Annotated in this window: 16 protein-coding genes; all 16 read left to right on the forward strand. The window is 64.2% G+C overall.

Annotated elements, in window-relative coordinates:
* Nucleotides 1-21: 21 nt before the first annotated feature.
* The 16 genes from RCH10_RS06420 to RCH10_RS06495 all read left to right on the forward strand — a co-directional run bounded on the left by RCH10_RS06420 (nt 22) and on the right by RCH10_RS06495 (nt 17,611).
* The gene (locus RCH10_RS06420) at nt 22-855 is read left to right on the forward strand and encodes a branched-chain amino acid ABC transporter permease (RefSeq protein ID WP_187054334.1); all 834 of its coding nucleotides are present in this window, start codon (nt 22-24) and stop codon (nt 853-855) included.
* Between the two features lie 64 nt (nt 856-919).
* Nucleotides 920-2,686, forward strand: a complete 1,767-nt coding sequence (locus RCH10_RS06425) for an ABC transporter permease subunit (RefSeq protein WP_409051983.1) — start codon at nt 920-922, stop codon at nt 2,684-2,686.
* Entirely contained in the window at nt 2,679-3,401 is a 723-nt protein-coding gene (locus tag RCH10_RS06430) for an ABC transporter ATP-binding protein (protein ID WP_409051753.1), read from the forward strand. Before RCH10_RS06425 ends, RCH10_RS06430 begins: the two co-directional genes overlap by 8 nt.
* A 12-nt stretch (nt 3,402-3,413) precedes the next feature.
* A complete protein-coding gene (locus RCH10_RS06435; RefSeq protein ID WP_409051754.1) occupies nt 3,414-4,742 on the forward strand; it encodes an amidase in 1,329 nt (442 codons plus the stop codon).
* Nucleotides 4,739-5,947, forward strand: coding sequence for a transporter substrate-binding domain-containing protein (locus tag RCH10_RS06440; RefSeq protein ID WP_409051755.1), 1,209 nt, complete (start codon nt 4,739-4,741; stop codon nt 5,945-5,947). The genes RCH10_RS06435 and RCH10_RS06440 overlap by 4 nt, the downstream gene beginning before the upstream one ends.
* Nucleotides 5,948-5,969: 22 nt before the next feature.
* A complete protein-coding gene (locus RCH10_RS06445; protein ID WP_187054338.1) occupies nt 5,970-6,581 on the forward strand; it encodes an ANTAR domain-containing response regulator in 612 nt (203 codons plus the stop codon).
* A gap of 64 nt (nt 6,582-6,645) precedes the next feature.
* Nucleotides 6,646-7,866, forward strand: a complete 1,221-nt coding sequence (locus tag RCH10_RS06450) for a class I SAM-dependent rRNA methyltransferase (RefSeq protein ID WP_409051756.1) — start codon at nt 6,646-6,648, stop codon at nt 7,864-7,866.
* 122 nt (nt 7,867-7,988) lie between these two features.
* Complete coding sequence (locus RCH10_RS06455; RefSeq protein ID WP_187054340.1) at nt 7,989-9,047, forward strand: GTP-binding protein; 1,059 nt, start codon at nt 7,989-7,991, stop codon at nt 9,045-9,047.
* A 174-nt stretch (nt 9,048-9,221) separates the two neighbouring features.
* On the forward strand, nt 9,222-10,202 hold the full coding sequence (gene dksA, locus RCH10_RS06460; protein WP_409051984.1) for an RNA polymerase-binding protein DksA: 981 nt from the start codon (nt 9,222-9,224) through the stop codon (nt 10,200-10,202).
* Nucleotides 10,203-10,260: 58 nt separating this feature from the next.
* A complete protein-coding gene (locus tag RCH10_RS06465; RefSeq protein WP_409051757.1) occupies nt 10,261-11,901 on the forward strand; it encodes an STAS domain-containing protein in 1,641 nt (546 codons plus the stop codon).
* A gap of 88 nt (nt 11,902-11,989) precedes the next feature.
* Nucleotides 11,990-12,535 (forward strand): ATP-dependent protease subunit HslV, encoded by a 546-nt coding sequence (gene hslV / locus RCH10_RS06470; protein ID WP_409051758.1) that lies wholly within the window; start codon nt 11,990-11,992, stop codon nt 12,533-12,535.
* A gap of 28 nt (nt 12,536-12,563) precedes the next feature.
* Complete coding sequence (gene hslU / locus RCH10_RS06475) at nt 12,564-13,886, forward strand: ATP-dependent protease ATPase subunit HslU (RefSeq protein ID WP_409051759.1); 1,323 nt, start codon at nt 12,564-12,566, stop codon at nt 13,884-13,886.
* 258 nt (nt 13,887-14,144) lie between these two features.
* Nucleotides 14,145-14,573, forward strand: coding sequence for a division/cell wall cluster transcriptional repressor MraZ (gene mraZ, locus RCH10_RS06480; protein ID WP_187054345.1), 429 nt, complete (start codon nt 14,145-14,147; stop codon nt 14,571-14,573).
* 8 nt (nt 14,574-14,581) lie between these two features.
* Nucleotides 14,582-15,508 carry a 16S rRNA (cytosine(1402)-N(4))-methyltransferase RsmH gene (gene rsmH, locus RCH10_RS06485; RefSeq protein WP_187054346.1) on the forward strand — a complete coding sequence of 309 codons (927 nt, stop codon included), beginning with the start codon at nt 14,582-14,584 and terminating at the stop codon, nt 15,506-15,508.
* Nucleotide 15,509: 1 nt separating this feature from the next.
* Nucleotides 15,510-15,857, forward strand: a complete 348-nt coding sequence (ftsL, locus tag RCH10_RS06490; protein WP_323500048.1) for a cell division protein FtsL — start codon at nt 15,510-15,512, stop codon at nt 15,855-15,857.
* Nucleotides 15,857-17,611 carry a penicillin-binding protein 2 gene (locus RCH10_RS06495; protein WP_323494869.1) on the forward strand — a complete coding sequence of 585 codons (1,755 nt, stop codon included), beginning with the start codon at nt 15,857-15,859 and terminating at the stop codon, nt 17,609-17,611. The genes ftsL and RCH10_RS06495 overlap by 1 nt, the downstream gene beginning before the upstream one ends.
* Nucleotides 17,612-17,613 lie beyond the last annotated feature (2 nt).

Raw genomic sequence — 17,613 nt, forward strand, 5'->3', positions numbered from 1 at the left:
TTTAAATGACGTAGATCGCCAATGGACTTGTTGCTGGACATCGTCACGACGGCGGCGATTTTGTACATCGTCTCTGCCGGGCTGTTGCTGATCTTCGGCGTCATGAAGATCATCAACTTCGCGCATGGCGCCTTCCTCACGGTCGGTGCCTATGCCAGCTTGGTGGCCTCACGCATCGGCCTGTCGCCGCTGCTCGGACTCGCGTTCGCGCTGCTGGTGGGCGCGCTGGTCGGCATGTTCATCGAGCGCGTCGTCGTGAGGCCGCTCTACGCACGGCCGCTCGACGCCATCCTCGCGACCTGGGGCCTGGCGATCGTCATCGGGCAGGTCATCACCCTGGTTTTCGGGCGCGAGGTGCAACTGGTGCCGAGCCCGGTCAACGGCACCTTCGCCTGGTCGGGCGGCGAGTACTCGGCATACCGCTTGCTGCTGGTCGCCGCCGCCGCCGTGCTCGGCACGGCCCTCGCACTGATCCTGACGCGGACCCGCATCGGCCTTGTCACGCGTGCGGTGATCATGAACGAGCAGCTGGCGCGCGGTCTCGGTATCCATGCCGGCATGGTGCGTTTTTGCACCTTTGCGGCGGGCGCTGGCATCGGGAGCCTCGCCGGTGCGCTGATCACGCCGCTGTCGAGCGTCGATCCCAACATGGGCGTGCCGTGGCTGGTCAACGCCTTCATGCTGGTTATGGTGTCGGGCGTGTCGATGGGTAGCTTGCTGGTCGCCACGCTGGTCTTCGGCGCGGCGCAGGTGCTGCTCTCGACCTATGTGAGTCCGGTTCTGGGCGGCTTGGCGATCGCTGTGCTCGCAGCCGTCACGCTGCGTATCCGGCCGAAAGGATTTTCCCGTGACTGACCCCGTGCTGGGCTCGGTTGCCGTTTCGGTTGCGCCGTTGGCAGACGTTCGATCGGTGCGTTCGATGCGTCGGGTGGTCGCTGTGGCTGCCGCATGCGCTGGCGTGGCGCTGGTCGCGCCGTCGCTGCTAGACACCTACACGCTCAATATCCTGATTCGAGCGATCTTCTTTGCGATGTTGGCGCTGACGGTCGATGTGCTGTGGGGCTACACCGGTTTCCTGACTTTCGGGCAGTCGGCTTTTTTTGGGGCTGGCGCGTACGCGGCTGGGCTGGTATTCACGCACCTCGGCTTCAGCCCCGGCATGGTGTGGGTGGCGCTGGGTCTTGCGGTGTCGGCTGCTGCAGTCCTCGCGCTGATCACAGGCTGGCTGTCGTTCTATCACGGCTCCACAGCGCTGTATGCCTCGGTCATTTCGCTGGTGCTGCCCATCGTGGTGACGCAATTGCTGTTTTCTGGCGGCACCTTCACGGGCTCGAGTTCGGGCCTCACCGGCTATACCGTGCCCGACCTGAGTCTGGAGGCCTGGTTTCGCATCGCTGGTTGTGTGCTCGTGCTCCTGACTGCCGGTGCCTGGCTCTTCGTGCGGAGCGATGGCGGGCGCTTGCTGGCAGCGATTCGCGACAACGAAACGCGCTGCTCCTACCTGGGCATCGACACGGCCCGCCTGAAAATCGTGTTGCTCGTTGCCACCGCCGCCATTGCCGGCCTCGCAGGGTTTGGCTACGCAAGTTTCAGCGGCGTGGTCGCGCCGGAGTTGGCCGGCTTCGTGTTCGGCACCGAGGTGATCATCTGGGTCGCGCTCGGCGGGCGCGGCACCTTGATCGGACCGGTGTTCGGCGCTCTGCTGATCGAGTGGGGCAGCGCCTACCTGAGCGGCAGCCTGCCCTTCATCTGGAAGTTGTTTCTCGGCGTGGCTTTCGTGCTGGTGATCGTGCTGTTGCCACAGGGCTTGCTGCCTCCTCTGGCGCGCCTGCTGCGGCGGTTGGGCCGGCGAAGCAGCGCCGCTGCAGCGGATGTGGCGCAGGCAGCAGGCACCGCCGTGCTGGCCGAGTCGCCCGTGCGGCCCGTCATGGACAGCGGAGCACCGGTGATCGAGCTGGCTGGCGTGTCGAAGCATTTCGGCAGCCTGAAGGTGCTGTCGGGCATCGACTTCGTCGCGCACCGCGGCGAACTGGTGAGCCTGATCGGCCCCAACGGCGCCGGCAAGACCACGCTGATGCGCTGCATGAGCGACGGTGCCGAGCGCAGCGCCGGCACCGTGCGAATCGATGGACACGACATCGCGCATGCGCCACCGCACGCCTGCGTGCGCTTCGGCCTCGGGCGCAAGTTCCAGACCGCCAACGTCTTCGAAACGCTGACCGTGGCCGAATGCCTGCGCATGGCGCGCGTGCGCGTCGACAAGCCGTCGTTGTGGCGTCGGAGCACGACGCTGGCCTTGCCGTCGCACGCGCTGGCGGTGCTGAAGGCGACCGAGCTCGACCGCAAGTTGCACGTCGAAGCGCGGCACTTGTCGCACGGCGAACAACAGGCGCTGGAGCTCGCGATGGTGCTGGCGCTGGAGCCACAGGTCGTGCTGCTCGACGAGCCCACGGCTGGCCTTTCACTGGAAGAGCGCAGCCGCATCGGCGCGGTCTTCACCGACCTGTGCGTGCGCTTCAACCTGTGCCTGCTGCTGGTCGAGCACGACCTTGACTTCGTGCGCGAGATATCGACACGCATCGTGGTGCTGCATCAAGGGCGGCTGGCGCTGTCCGGAACGGTGCAGGAGGTGGTCGACTCGGAGCTCGTTCAGACGATCTACTCGGGGAGTGCCGGCCATGACTGAGTTGCGCTCCAACGAGGCCGCGCTGACGCTGAAAGGCGTGAGCGCGGGCTACGGTGAACTGATGGTGCTGCGCGGCCTCGACCTCTCGGTGCCGGCTGGCAGCATCGTCGCTTTGCTGGGCAAGAACGGCATGGGGAAGACGACGCTGCTTAAATCGGCGATGGGTTTTTTGCCCAAGCGTCAAGGCCGCATCTCGATGGCGGGCGTCGACATCACCACCTTGCCGGCGCACCGCATCGCTCGCCTCGAGGTGTCGTATACGTCGCAAGAGCAGGCCCTCTTCGTCGACCTCAGCATCAGAGACAACCTGCGCCTCGGCCTCGCACGCGACGCGTTGCTGAACGACCGACTGCCGGCAATCTACGAGATCTTTCCTTTCATGCAAGGCCGCATGGCGCAGCGTGCGGGCACGCTGTCGGGGGGTGAACAGAAGATGCTGCTGGTGGCCCGTGCGCTGGTCGCGCGGCCGTCGTTGATGCTGGTCGACGAGATCACCGAAGGGTTGCAACCGTCGGTCATCGACAAGGTGGGCGCGGCGCTGCGGCAAGAGCGCGACCGCAACGGTACCTCCATGCTGCTGGTCGAGCAAAACGTGGGCTTCGCGCTCGCCGTCGCCGACCGGTATGCGGTGCTCAAGCGCGGCGAGATCGTGGTCGAAGGCGACACGCGTGCGCCGGGCGCTGCTGAAATCATTCGCGCGCAGCTGCGCGTCTGATACGGTGCGACCATGACATCGACGATCTGGACCCGCACCACCGCGCTCGCCACCCTGGCCCAAGTGGCCGCGGGCTTGCGTAAAGCGGCCGATGCCATGGAGCAGACGTACAGCGCCATCGCGCAATACGATCCCGCGATCGGCGCTTTCTCGTGCCTCGCCGAAGCCAGACTCGCGATAGACGGGGCAACGCGCGCTGTGGGGCCACTCGCCGGACTGCCGGTCGCGGTCAAGGACATCTTCGATACCCGCGACCTGCCTACGGCTTATGGCTCGCCGTTGTATGCCGGTCTCGCGCCGCCGCGTAGCGACGCCGCCATCGTCGGTGTCATTCGCAGCGCTGGCGGCGTCGTCGTCGGCAAGACGACCACCACCGAATTCGCCTACCTCGAGCCGACCGCCACCCGCAATCCGAATGTGCCCGGTCGCACGCCGGGTGGCTCGTCGGCCGGGTCTGCGGCGGCCGTCGCGGCGGGGCTGGTGCCGTGGGCCATCGGCACGCAAACCGGCGGCTCGACGATCCGCCCGGCCTCGTATTGCGGCATCGTCGGCTTCAAGCCGAGCTTTGGCCTGTTGCCGACCGCCGGGCTGAAATGCTTTTCGTGGTCGCTCGATACCGTCGGGCTGTTCGCGCGCGACATGGGAGACGTGGCTTGGCTGGCGCAGGCCCTGAGCGGTCGGCCGCTGGCGCTTGCCGCGCTGCCGGAGCCAAGGCGCTGGACCGTCGGCGTGCCCGCGGCGTATTCGTGGGGCGACGTGTCGCCGAGCGCGGCGGCTGCGATGGCGCAAGGCATCGAGGCGTGGCGCCGTGCCGGTGCGACGATTCGCGCGGTCGAGCTGCCGCCCATGGCCGAGGCACTTTTCAACGCACACGCAGCAGTGCAGGGATGGGAAGCCTGGCGCTCGCTCGCCGGCGACCTCGACATCGCGTCGAGCCACCCGCAGGGCATGTCCTTGCAGTTGCGCAGCTACTTGGACCAAGCCCGCCAGGTGGACGACTCGACCTATGCCGCTGCGCAGGCCACTGCACACCTTGCCCGTGCGCGCTTTGCCGATTGGCTGGCGCCCTGCGACTTCCTGCTCACGCCCAGCGCGCCGGACGAAGCGCCGGTCGGGTTCGCCAACACGGGGCCGTCGACGTACAACCGGGCATGGACCCTGCTCGGATCTCCCTGCGTGAACGTGCCGGGTGCAGTTGGCGTCAACGGCCATCCGATGGGGCTTCAACTGATCGGCGCGCCGGGTGAGGATGGCCCGTTGTTGAAGGCCGCGGCGGCCTTGCAGCAAGCCCTTGCGGTGGCGGCCAAGGGCACCCCCGGTCATTCACCCACCACGACATGACGCCAGCCGACGACTTTCGGAGCGACCCGCGCCAGGATCCACGCCGCGATGCCTCTGCGTTGCCGGAGACCGCTCCGGCAGGCGATCCCTGGCGTGTCGGCGTGCTGTTCTCGCGGTCGGGCGTCACGGCCATTTCCGAGAGCGAACACTTCTACGGCACGGTGCTGGCCATCGAAGAGATCAATCGTGCCGGTGGGGTGCTCGGCAGGCTGATCGAGCCGGTGGCGCTCGATCCCGGCTCCGATCCGACGGAGTACCGCCGTCTGGCGGATCAGTTGCTGCAGGACGAAGGCATTAGCGTGATCTTCGGCTGCCACACCTCGGCCGGGCGCAAGGCGGTGCTGCCGGCCATCGAGCGCCGCAACGGACTACTCTGGTACTGCTCGTTGTACGAGGGGTTCGAGTTCTCACCGAATGTGATCTACACCGGCGCGGCGCCCAACCAGAACAGCCTTCAGTTGGCGAGCTTTCTGCTGCGCGAAGGACGCAAACGCTGGCACCTGGTCGGCTCCGACTACATCTATCCGCGCGAATCGAATCGCATCATGCGCGACGTGGTTGAGCAGCACGGCGGCGAGATCACGGGCGAGGTTTACCTCAACTATCAGGTCGATACGGGGGCTGTGAGCAGGCTGGTCGAATCGATCAAGGCGGCCAAGCCCGATGTCGTCTTTTCGACGCTGGTGGGACGGCCCGGCCGGGAGTTGTACCGGCTCTACCGTGAGCTCGGCATGGACCCGCAGCAAACGCCGATTGCCAGCCTCACCATGGCCGAAGGCGAGATCGAGGCGGTCGGCCCTGAGCTGTGCACGGGCCACTTCACCTCGGCCAAGTACTTCGCTTCGCTCGACACGCCCGGCAACGCCCGCTTCGTCGCCGCGTTTCGGGAGCGCTTTGGCGCGGACTTGCCGATCAGCCAGTACACCGAAGGCGCCTACAGCCAGGTGCACCTGTTCGCGCGCGCCCTCGAGGTGACCGGCACGCTCGACACGCAGAAGCTTGTCGCCGCGGCCATGCAGGTGAGTTTCGAGGGGCCGTCGGGCGAGCTGCGCATCGATGCCGACAATCAGCATGCCTGGCTGCGTCCGCGCATCGGACGGGTCCGTGCCGATGGCCAGTTCGACATTGCGTGGGAGGCTGCCTCGGCCATCAAGCCCGACCCGTACATGACGATGTACGGTCTGGCCGACATAGCGGGCGATTGATTTGCCGCACGACAGGTTACCAATGAGTTCCGGCATCAAGCGTCTATTCGATGAGTTGCGCGGCACGTCGGTGGCCGTGATCCATCCGCCTGGCGCCGATTGCAACGTGCTGGTCGACCAGCTGCGCCGCATCGGCTGCAACGTGAAGTCGCTATGGCCTTGTCCGCCATCGCCGCCGGCCGCCATCGATGTGGTCTTCGTATTTGTCGCGGCCGAGCGCGGCAGCGAACACTTATGGAGCGGAGTCGATTGCGAGGCCGTGGTGATCGCACTGGTCGACTACGAGAATCCGACGGTGCTGAAAGGCATCCTCGACTTGAATGCGCAGGCCGTCATCAACAAGCCGTTTCGCCCGACCGGGGTATTGAGCACACTGATTCTTGCCCGCGCGAGCAAGGGCTATCAGGACCGGCTGTTGCTCAAGGTGACAAAGCTGGAAGAAGCGTTGCGCTCGCGGCGCGAGATCGAGCGCGCGGTAAAGCTGCTGGCCGAACGCCAGGGGCTGACCGACATACAGGCCTACGAGCAAATCCGTCGCCAGGCCAGCAACAAGCGCATTTCGGTGGTGGAGGTATGCGCCGCAGTCAACAGCGCGGGTTCCGTGCTGGACGGACTCTGGCCGCTGGACCGCTGAGGTCGCAGCGAGGGCGTCGAATCTTCCGTTCGAAGGCGATTTCCACGCCGTCGACAATCAGCGTATGAAGATACTTCGCCTCAAGCCCGGTAAAGAGCGCTCTCTCGCACGCCGGCACCCCTGGATCTTTGAATCGGCGATCGCCCGCGGTTCGGCCGATGCAGGCGAAACCGTGCGCGTCGAATCGCATGAAGGCCAGTTTCTGGCTTGGGCCGCTTTCAGCCCGATATCGAAAATCCGCGCGCGGGCCTGGAGCTTCGTCGAGACGCAGCGCATCGATGCTGGCTTTCTGGCGTCGCTGTGCAAGAAGGCGGTCGATGCGCGCTCGCTGTTCGACATCCGCAGCGACGGCATGCGGCTGGTGCATGGCGAGGCCGACGGGCTCCCGGGACTCATCCTCGACCGTTACGGCGACACGCTGGTGGCGCAGTTTTTGTCGGCGGGCGTCGAGCGCTGGAAAGACGTGCTGGCGGATGCGCTGTTGAAGGCGACCGGGCTCGCACGGCTCTACGAACGTTCCGACGCCAATGGCCGGGAGCGCGAAGGGCTGAAGCCAGTGACGGGCTGGCTGCGCGGCGCGGATGAGGGGGGCGGCCCTGGGGACACGGTCCGCACCATCCGCGAGCACGACTGGCAGCTGTCGCTCGACATCGCGACCGGCCACAAGACTGGCTTCTATCTCGACCAGCGCGACAGCCGCCAGCGCTTTGCCGAACTTGCCCAGCACCGCAAGTTTCGGCGCGTGCTCAATTGCTTTTGCTACACGGGTGGTTTCACCGTCGCAGCACTGGCCGGGTTGAAGGCGGCCGGCGCGCTCGAAGGCGCCGAGCTGACGTCGGTCGATTCGTCGTTGCCCGCCCTGGAAATGGCGCGTGCCAACGTGGCGCTCAACGGTTTCGAAGCTGCAGACACCCGCTTTCTGGATGCCGACGTCAACGCCACGCTGCGCCGCTTCATCGAAGAGGGCCAGACTTTCGATGCGATCGTGCTCGACCCGCCGAAATTCGCGCCCACCATCGCGCACGCCGAGCGCGCCGCACGCGCCTACAAGGACATCAACCGGTTGGCGCTCAAACTGCTGGTTCCGGGCGGCGTGCTGTTGACGTTTTCTTGCTCCGGCGGCATTGGCGCCGACCTGTTCCACAAGATCGTCGCCGGGGCCGGTATCGATGCCGGAGTCGATGGCTACATCAGCGAGCGTCTGGGCGCGGCGCCCGATCACCCGATGACGATCGAGTTTCCGGAAGGCGAGTACTTGAAGGGGCTGGTCGTCGTACGCAAATAGCAGTCGCTGTCGGCACGACGCATGCAGTGGATGTCCTTTCCTTGGCGCCACGCTGTCGTGCTGGCTAAACTTCCGCCTCTCCCGTTTTCAGCCCCCCGCTTTTCCCTTGACCGGAGCAATTCATGGCCCTTATCCCTGCCACCATCCTTACCGGCTTTCTCGGCTCCGGCAAAACCACCCTGCTCAAGCGCATCCTGACCGAGGCACACGGCCAAAAGATCGCGGTGATCGAGAACGAATTCGGTGAAGAGAACATCGACAGCGACATCCTCGTCACCGAGTCGAAAGAGCAGATCATCCAGATGAGCAACGGCTGCGTCTGCTGCACTATCCGCGAAGACCTGCGCGAAGCCTTGCAACTGCTGGCCTCCAAGAAGCGCCAGGGGCTGCTCGACTTCGACCGCGTGGTGATCGAAACGACCGGTCTGGCCGATCCGGGCCCGGTGGCGCAGACGTTTTTCATGGACGACGAGATCGCCGAGAGTTATCTGCTCGACTCGATCCTGACGTTGGTCGATGCCAAGCATGCGCCGCAGCAGCTCAACGACCGGCAGGAAGCGCGCCGCCAGGTGGGCTTTGCCGACCAGATATTCATCAGCAAGAGCGAACTCGTCTCGGCCGAAGAAACCGAGGCGCTAATCCATCGCCTGAAGCACATGAACCCGCGGGCGCCGCAGCAGAAAGTGCACTTCGGCGAAGTGCCGCTGGCTAGCGTGTTCGACCTGCGCGGCTTCAACTTGAACGCCAAGCTCGACATCGACCCTGATTTCCTGAAAGAGGAAGACGACGCGCACGCAGGCCACGATCATGACCACGCACACGGGGAGAGCTGCGATCACCCGTCGCATGCCAACGAAGGTCACGGCCACCATCACCACCATGACGATGACGTCAAAAGCTTCGTCTACCGGGCCGATCGCGCCTTCGATGCTGCGAAGCTGGAAGACTTCCTGGGCGCCATCGTCAATATCTACGGGCCGCGCATGCTGCGCTACAAAGGCGTGCTGAGCATGAAGGGCACCGACCGCAAGGTGATCTTCCAGGGCGTGCACCAGTTGATGGGCAGCGACCTGGGGCCCGAGTGGGGCGCGGACGAAGTGCGCCAGAGCCGGATGGTGTTCATCGGCATCGAACTTCCGCGTGAAATTCTCGAACAGGGCCTCGATCAGTGTCTCGTTTGAGCGGACCTTTGCTTTCAGCGCATTGACTTTCGGTTTCTCTATATACAATCGCCCGCCTGTTCCGGCGACGTGCTTTGGCCCTTTGGGGCTGAGGTATGGCTTCAGGCACAGGAGAGAGCGAGTTTTTGGCGTGTTTTCAGAGGTATAACCCCTGAGCCGCCAAGGGCGAGCATCCTGACTACATGGGAGGAGACACCCGTGAAAGCGCGTTCCAGTTCGTCCAAGGAGCCAGCCACCGTGAAGAAACCTGTCGTTCAGGCCAAGTCAGCTTCAAAGCCCGCCGCGTCCAAGCCGGCGGTCTCCAAGCCGGCGGCGTCGGCGACTAAAAAAGCTTCGGCAACGGCTCCCGCGCCAGCCAAAAAAACCGCTGTCTCAGACAAGTCCGCGAAATCCACGATCACGACCACCACCGCGGCGGCGTCTTCTCCTTCCAAATCGGTGGGCCGGCCCGCCGACTCATCTTCTCCTTCGATTCCCATGAAAAAAACGGCTGCTGCCTCCCTTCCCACTACGCCGACCCCGGTGATGCCGATCACCACCATCGCCGCCACGCCCGTGCCGGCGCGCGGTGGCCGGGTGTCGCGGTTGTCGCAACTCACGGTGCCTTCGATGCCGCAATCGATCGCTTCGACGGCTGCCAAGTCGAGCTTCTCGCAGATCGTGTCGACGGCCCTGGTGCCGCCGCCGCCGGTCGCGGTCAAGAAAGACCCGAAGTTGCTGAACAACTGGAAGACCAAGACGGCCGAACAGTTGGTCGATGCCGAAGTCATCGCGATGCCCGACGCGGAGTACATGAACGACAAGCAGATGGCGTTTTTTCGCCTGAAGCTGCAGGAACTCAAACGCGGCATTCTCGAAAACGCGGGTGAAACCACCGAGCATCTGCGCGAAGACACCGTCGTCGTACCCGATCCGGCCGACCGCGCCACCATCGAAGAAGAGCACGCTCTCGAACTGCGCACCCGCGACCGCGAACGCAAGCTGCTGAAGAAAATCGAACAATCGATCCAGCGCATCGACTCCGGCGACTACGGCTACTGCGATGAAACCGGCGAGCCGATCGGTGTCGGCCGGCTGCTGGCCCGCCCGACCGCGACGCTGTCGCTCGAAGCGCAACAGCGCCGCGAACTCAAGCAGAAAATGTTCGGCGACTAAGCCGACTGACAAAACTCCTTCCCCTTCCCGATTCCCCGTCCAAAATCCGCGCGCACTCATGGCCAAGGAAGAACCCGGTCGACTTTTGTCCAAGGTGGCCAAGTTCGTCCGCAATCCGCTGAAGGATTGGTCGGAACTCGACGCGCAGGATTCGGCTGCACCTGACAACGGCTACAGCCGCGAGATGCTGAAGGAAATGATCGAACGGCGGCAGCGCAACGACTTCGTGCGTCGCCGCGAATTCGACATGCTTCGCAAGCTGCGGCGCCGCGACGCCGCCGGCGGGCGCGACGACGGCGGCACGCCGTCGCAGTTCAACGTCAGCAGCACCTCCGGTAAGACCGAGGGCCGCGCGCTCACGCTCAAGAAGATCGACGAGATCGAAGAGCAGATGTCGCAGCAATGGTGGAAAAGCCGCGGGCCCGCGAGTGACGGCGCAGCGGCGCTCCCCGTTCCGGGTTCCGGTCCGGAAGTGCCCGCCGACATGGCTGGGGAACATGTGCGTGCGTACGCCGACACCGTTCCCGGTGTCACGCCTCACGTAAGCGCGCAGGGTGATTCGGCTTCGGGGGGCAGGTCGAGCGACGACGACGCGTCGCACGCCGGGCGGCAGGTTTATGAAAGTGGCATCGAGGAAGCGGCCATTCGTTTTGCACAAAGCGATGACGCCGGTGCCGAAGCGATCCTGCTACAGACCTTGGCGCCCGATAGCGCGCAGGCCGAGCAAAACGATAGCTGGCTCGCACTGCTCGACCTGTACCGCGCCACGGGCGATTCCGAAAAGTTCGTCGCCGCCAACACGCGCTATGCGCAGCGCTTCAAGCGGCAGGGGCCGGAGTGGGTTTCGCTGCGTTCGCTGGCGCGTGACCTGCAAGTGGCCGCTAGCGTTGCGCAGAATTCGGCCGACGCCGATCGGCCGCTTGGTGTGGCCGACTGGTTCGCTCCGGCGGTTCTGACGCGCCCTTCGCTCGGCGAACTGACGCGTGCACTTGCCGCAGCGACCGGTCCGAAGTGGACGCTCGACTGGCGTGCGCTTCGCAACATCGACGAGGAAGCAGCTGCACCGTTGAAGGCGCTGCTTGCGCATTGGGCCGATTCCGCCGTGCAGATTCAGTTCGTCGGCATGGGCCACTTGACCGCGGTGCTGGAGCAGGCCACGCCCTCGAACGAACGCACGGTCGATGCCATCTGGTGGCAGTTGCGCATGGAAGCGCTGCGCGTGATGCATGCGGCCGACGACTTCGAACTGGTCGCGCTCAATTACTGCATCACCTACGAAGTGTCGCCACCGCCATGGACCGACCCCAAGGGAGAATTCGCGTCAATCGAGGTGGTCACCGAAGCGCCAAAACCGCAGAAGCCGGCGGCGCCGTCGCTCACGCTCGCCAGCATGAGCGACGAAGTGCCGGTCGACATCGGCCCGAAGCTGCCCTCGCTCATCGGTGAACTCACGGGTGAGTCGGCGGCGGTCTGGCAACGGCTGGATGCCGAACTGGCCGACGCGGTGGCGCCGACGATTTCGTGCGCGGCGCTGGTTCGCATCGACTTTGCCGCGGCGGGTACGCTTCTGAACTGGGTGACGGCACGCGACGCGCGCGGTCAGCGCGTGCAGTTCGTCGATGCGCACCGGCTCGTCACAGCGTTTTTCGGCGTCATCGGCATCGCCGACCACGCTGCGGTTTCGCCACGCCAGCACTGATCGGCATTGAGCCCGGTCAGAGTCCGGCGGGACAGAACCCCGCTGTAAGAGGGCTTGAAAAATCCCTGCGTCGTCCTATCTTGTTCCGATGGAACAGTTTCACGGCACCACCATCGTCAGCGTGCGCCGCAAGACCCCCGTTGGCGACCAGGTCGCGATCGGTGGTGATGGGCAGGTCACGCTCGGCAATATCGTCATCAAGGGCACGGCGCGCAAGGTGCGGCGGCTCTATCACGGCAAGGTGATTGCTGGGTTCGCCGGCGCCACGGCCGATGCTTTCACGCTCTTCGAGCGCTTCGAGGCCAAGCTCGAAAAGCACCAGGGCAACCTGACCCGCGCTGCGGTCGAACTCACCAAGGACTGGCGTACCGACCGCGTGCTGCGCAAGCTCGAAGCCATGTTGGCGGTCGCCGACGCCACCACCTCGCTCATCATCACCGGCAACGGCGACGTGCTCGAACCCGAGAGTGGCGTGATCGCGATCGGTTCCGGCGGGCCGTATGCCCAGTCGGCAGCCAAGGCGTTGCTCGACAACACCGATCTCACCGCAGAGCAGATCGTCAAGAAATCGCTGGAGATCGCCGGTGAACTTTGCATTTATACGAACATGAACCACACGGTCGAGACGCTCTGAACCGGGCACAGACAGACAAAAGCACGCCATGTCCATGACGCCCCAGGAAATCGTTTCCGAACTCGACAACCACATCGTCGGCCAGCCCGACGCCAAGCGTGCCGTCGCCATCGCGCTGCGCAATCGCTGGCGCCGGCAGCAGGTCGAGGGTTCGCTGCGCTCTGAAATTACGCCCAAGAACATCCTGATGATCGGCCCGACGGGCGTCGGTAAAACCGAGATCGCGCGCCGGCTCGCACGCCTTGCCGACGCGCCGTTCATCAAGGTCGAAGCCACCAAGTTCACCGAGGTCGGCTATGTAGGCAAAGACGTCGATTCGATCATTCGCGACTTGGCTGAAATTGCAGTGAAGCAGACCCGCGAGAGCGAAAGCGCGAAGGTGCGGACGCGCGCCGAAGACGCAGCCGAAGACCGCATTCTGGACGTGCTGCTGCCGCCCGCGCGCACCGCCGAAGGCGCGGTGCCCGATACCGCCAACACCACGCGCCAGGCCTTTCGCAAGAAGCTGCGCGAGCACGCGCTCGACGACAAGGACATCGAACTGGACTTGGCCGAAACCCGCGCGCCGCTCGAAATCATGGGCCCGGCCGGCATGGAAGAAATGACCGAGCAGCTCAAGGGCATGTTCGGCCAGATGGGCCAGACCAAACGCAAGACGCGCAAGCTGAAGATCGCGGAAGCGATGCGCCTGCTGATCGACGAAGAGGCCGCCAAGCTGGTCAACGAAGACGACATTCGGGCGCAGGCGATCACCAACGCCGAGCAGAACGGCATCGTTTTCATCGACGAGATCGACAAGGTGGCCACGCGCAGCGAAGCACAGGGCACCGACGTGTCGCGCCAAGGCGTGCAACGTGACTTGCTGCCGCTGGTTGAAGGCACTGCGGTGAGCACCAAGTACGGCGTGATTCGCACCGATCACATCCTGTTCATCGCGAGCGGCGCTTTCCATCTGAGCAAGCCGAGCGATCTGATTCCGGAGTTGCAGGGGCGCTTTCCGATCCGCGTCGAACTGCAATCGTTGTCGATAGCCGATTTCGAAAGCATCCTGACGCAGACGCGTGCCTCGTTGGTCAAGCAATACCAGGCGCTGCTCGCGACCGAGGGCGTCACGCTCGAGTTCACGCCGGATGGCATCCAACGGTTGGCGAGCATCGCCTTCGAAGTCAACGAGCGCACCGAGAACATCGGCGCGCGTCGTTTGTCGACAGTGATGGAGCGTCTGCTCGGCGAGGTGAGCTTCGGCGCGACCCAACTCGAAGGTCAGTCGATTCACATCGACGCCGCTTACGTCGACACCCGACTTGCGGCACTAAGTCACGACGAAGACCTTTCGCGATTCATTCTTTGAAGTAGGGCGCCGCAACGGCGCTTCACGCATCACATGCAGTGCGTGAGCTAAGTGCTTCATTTGCAACGATTTTCAGTACTTCGACTGTTCAAAAGTACAGCTAAGTCGTTGATTCCATTACAAAATTCTCCGCAAGGGCCTTCTTGCGCAGGTGTTCCTTCCTGATAAAGTGGCGAAAAGTGCATATAAGTGGGAAAAAGTGTCGCCTGACATCCGTAGTGGATGTCGGAGACGTCTCACAACCAAGGTTTCGTTCTCGTGTTTCAAGGCGCTTCATCGCTCAGTCTGGATGCCAAAGGGAGGCTCGCGGTGCCGACCCGGCATCGTGACGTTCTGAGCGCGACGGCGGCCGGCCACCTCACCATCACCAAGCACCCGCACGGTTGCCTCATGGTGTTCCCCCGCCCGGAGTGGGAAAAATTTCGTGACCGCATCGCGGCGCTGCCGATGTCGGCGCAGTGGTGGAAGCGTGTCTTTCTCGGCAACGCGATGGATGTCGAAATGGACGGCACCGGCCGCGTGCTGGTGTCGCCCGAACTGCGTACCGCAACAGGCATCACGCGCGATGCACTGTTGCTCGGCATGGGCAACCACTTCGAGCTGTGGGACAAGGCGACGTACGACGCCAAGGAAGCCGAGGCCACGCAAGGCGACATGCCCGACGTGTTCCAGGACTTTTCGTTCTGAGGCCGGCAGTGGAGCAGCCATGGACCCACACCACAGTCCTGTTGAAAGAAGCGTCCGATGCGCTTTTTGCCGACACGACATCGCTTGCGCGCGGCACCTACGTCGACGCGACGTTCGGGCGCGGTGGACATGCCCGGGCCATCCTGGCCCGGCTGGCGCCGGAAGGCAGGCTGATCGCATTCGACAAAGATGCGGAAGCGGTGGCCGAAGCAGCGCGCATCACCGATGCGCGTTTTTCTATCCGTCACCAGGGTTTCAAAGACCTGCGCGAGCTGCCTGCGGGCAGTGTCGCGGGCCTGCTGCTGGACCTCGGCGTGAGTTCGCCGCAGATCGACAACCCGGCACGCGGTTTCTCATTTCGGTTCGACGGTCCGCTCGACATGCGCATGGACACCACGCGCGGCGAGAGCGTGTCCGACTGGCTGGCAACAGCCGACACTCAGCAGATTGCAGAGGTGATTCGTGACTATGGCGAAGAACGGTTTGCTGTTCAGATTGCAAAGGCGATTGATGCTCGCCGACAAGAACGGGGCCCAATTTCAACCACCACCGAGCTGGCCGACCTCGTGGCTGGCGCGGTCAAAACCCGCGAGCAGGGCCAGAACCCTGCAACGCGCACATTTCAGGCTCTTCGGATTTTCATCAACGCCGAGCTTGAAGAGCTGCAACAGGCGTTAGAGGCGAGCCTCACCGTGCTGCAACCCCAGGGGCGCCTCGCTGTGATCAGTTTCCATTCGCTGGAAGATCGCATCGTGAAGCAGTTCATCGCTAAACACTCGCGCGAGGTGTACGACCGCCGTGCTCCGTTTGCCGTGCCGCAGCCTATGAAATTGCAGGTGCTCGATCGCATCAAGCCGTCCGCGATCGAGGTGGCTGGCAACAAGCGTTCGCGCAGCGCCATCCTCCGCGTGGCCGAACGCACGGCGGTGAACTGACATGGCGCGGCTCAACTTTTTGCTGCTGCTCGCCGTGCTCGCCTCGGCGCTGTACCTGGTGCACACGCAGTACCTGTCGCGCCAGCTGTTCACCGAGTTCGACCGGGTGCAGAACGAAGCGCGTCGCCTCGAGCTCGACAACGAGCGCCTGCAGGTAGAAAAGCGCGCGCAGGCCACGCCGCTGCGCGTCGAAAAGCTGGCCAAGGAGCAGCTGAAGATGCGTACCACCACGCCGGCCATCACGCAGTACGTGCGGCCCGACGGTTCGGTCATTCCTGCTGTGGTGCAAGCGCCGCCGCCGGTGCCGTCGTCCGCCTCTTCCGCGAACACCGGCAAGAAGGAGCACTGATGCGCCGCAACAGCCGTAGCGTGCAATACGCATCGAGCCCCTTGCTGGCCAGCAAGACGCCGGTGTGGCGCAGCAAGTTCATCGTGGCCGGCATCGCCTTCGGCTTCGTCGTGCTGGCCGGCCGCGCTGCTTACGTACAGGTGTTTGACAACGCCTTTTTTCAGCGCCAGGGCGAGGTGCGATTCACCCGCACGCTCGAGCTGCCTGCGAGTCGTGGCCGCATCCTCGATCGCAACGGCTTGATCCTGGCATCGAGCGTCGAGGCGCCGAGCATCTGGGCGATTCCGGAAGATATCGAGCGCGACGATCCGGACGTCAAGGCCAAGTTGAAGCTGGCCGCGAAGCTGCTCGAGATGCCGCAGAAGGATTTCGACAAGAAGCTCGAAGACGAAGACAAGCAGTTCGTCTGGATCAAGCGGCAGGTCGACATGCCGATCGCCAAGCAGATCGCTGCGCTCAACATCAAGGGCCTGTACCAGCGCAAGGAATACAAGCGGCAGTACCCCGAAGGCGAAGCCGCCGCGCACGTCGTCGGCTTCACCAATGTCGAGGACAACGGGCAGGAAGGCATCGAGCTCGAGTTCGACAAGCAACTGGCCGGCAAGGCGGGTTCGCGCCGCGTCATCAAGGACCGGCTCGGTCGCATCGTCGAAGGCGTCGGTGAGACCGTGCCACCGCTCGATGGCCGCGACATCCAGCTCAGCGTCGACAGCAAGGTGCAGTTCTTCGCCTACCAGAAGCTGCGCGACGCGGTGATCGCACGCAAGGCGAAGGCCGGCAGCGTGGTGGTGCTCGATTCGGTGACCGGCGAGGTGCTGGCGCTCGCGAATTACCCGAGCTACGTGCCCGACAAGCGCCAAAACCTGACCGGCGAGCAGTTGCGCAACCGCGCCATGACCGACACCTTCGAGCCCGGCTCGACCATGAAGCCGATCACCATCGGCATGGCGCTCGAAGCCGGCCGTGTCACGCCCAAGACCATCATCGAAACCGCGCCGGGCCGGTTCCAGATCGGCGGCTTCACCATCAGCGACACGCACAACTACGGCACGTTGACGGTCGAAGGCGTGATCCAGAAGTCGAGCAACGTGGGCGCGCTGAAGATCGCGCAGAAGATGCAGCCGCATGAAATGTGGGACACGTACACCGCGCTCGGCTACGGCCAGAAGCCGGTGATCCAGTTTCCCGGCGCGGTGACGGGCAGGTTGCGCCCGTGGAAGAGCTGGAAGCCGGTCGAGCAAGCCACCATGGCTTATGGCTACGGCCTGTCGGCATCGCTCTTTCAGATGGCGCACTCGTACACCTCGTTCGCGCACGACGGCATGGTCATCCCGACCACGATGCTGAAGTCCGACCAGCCCGCCGTCGGCGTGCGTGTGTTCTCCGCAGAGAACGCGCGCGCCGTGCGCCGCATGCTGCAGATGGCCGCTGCGCCCGGCGGCACTGGCCCGCTCGCGCAGACGGTCGGCTACTCGGTCGGAGGCAAGTCGGGCACCGCCCACAAGCAGGTCGGCAAGGGCTATGCGAGCAACAAGTACCGCGCATGGTTCACCGGCATGGCACCGATCGAGAAGACTCGGATCATCGTCGGCGTGATGATCGACGAGCCCAGCGACGGCGTGTATTTCGGCGGCTTGGCCGCTGCGCCGGTGTTCAGCGAAGTGGTGCAGCAGACGCTGCGCATGATGAACGTGCCGCCCGATCTCGCAGTCAAGCCGCTGGTCACGACCAATGGCGTGGACGAGAGCTTCTGATG

It is taken from the genome of Variovorax sp. GrIS 2.14 (assembly GCF_046115955.1).
Lineage (GTDB): Bacteria > Pseudomonadota > Gammaproteobacteria > Burkholderiales > Burkholderiaceae_C > Variovorax.

Bases quoted from the DNA above. Each gene is read 5' to 3' on its own strand.
- RCH10_RS06420 (WP_187054334.1), top strand. From the start codon at position 22: ATGGACTTGTTGCTGGACATCGTCACGACGGCGGCGATTTTGTACATC.
- RCH10_RS06425 (WP_409051983.1), top strand. From the start codon at position 920: ATGCGTCGGGTGGTCGCTGTGGCTGCCGCATGCGCTGGCGTGGCGCTG.
- RCH10_RS06430 (WP_409051753.1), top strand. From the start codon at position 2,679: ATGACTGAGTTGCGCTCCAACGAGGCCGCGCTGACGCTGAAAGGCGTG.
- RCH10_RS06435 (WP_409051754.1), top strand. From the start codon at position 3,414: ATGACATCGACGATCTGGACCCGCACCACCGCGCTCGCCACCCTGGCC.
- RCH10_RS06440 (WP_409051755.1), top strand. From the start codon at position 4,739: ATGACGCCAGCCGACGACTTTCGGAGCGACCCGCGCCAGGATCCACGC.
- RCH10_RS06445 (WP_187054338.1), top strand. From the start codon at position 5,970: ATGAGTTCCGGCATCAAGCGTCTATTCGATGAGTTGCGCGGCACGTCG.
- RCH10_RS06450 (WP_409051756.1), top strand. From the start codon at position 6,646: ATGAAGATACTTCGCCTCAAGCCCGGTAAAGAGCGCTCTCTCGCACGC.
- RCH10_RS06455 (WP_187054340.1), top strand. From the start codon at position 7,989: ATGGCCCTTATCCCTGCCACCATCCTTACCGGCTTTCTCGGCTCCGGC.
- RCH10_RS06465 (WP_409051757.1), top strand. From the start codon at position 10,261: ATGGCCAAGGAAGAACCCGGTCGACTTTTGTCCAAGGTGGCCAAGTTC.
- hslV (WP_409051758.1), top strand. From the start codon at position 11,990: ATGGAACAGTTTCACGGCACCACCATCGTCAGCGTGCGCCGCAAGACC.
- hslU (WP_409051759.1), top strand. From the start codon at position 12,564: ATGTCCATGACGCCCCAGGAAATCGTTTCCGAACTCGACAACCACATC.
- ftsL (WP_323500048.1), top strand. From the start codon at position 15,510: ATGGCGCGGCTCAACTTTTTGCTGCTGCTCGCCGTGCTCGCCTCGGCG.
- RCH10_RS06495 (WP_323494869.1), top strand. From the start codon at position 15,857: ATGCGCCGCAACAGCCGTAGCGTGCAATACGCATCGAGCCCCTTGCTG.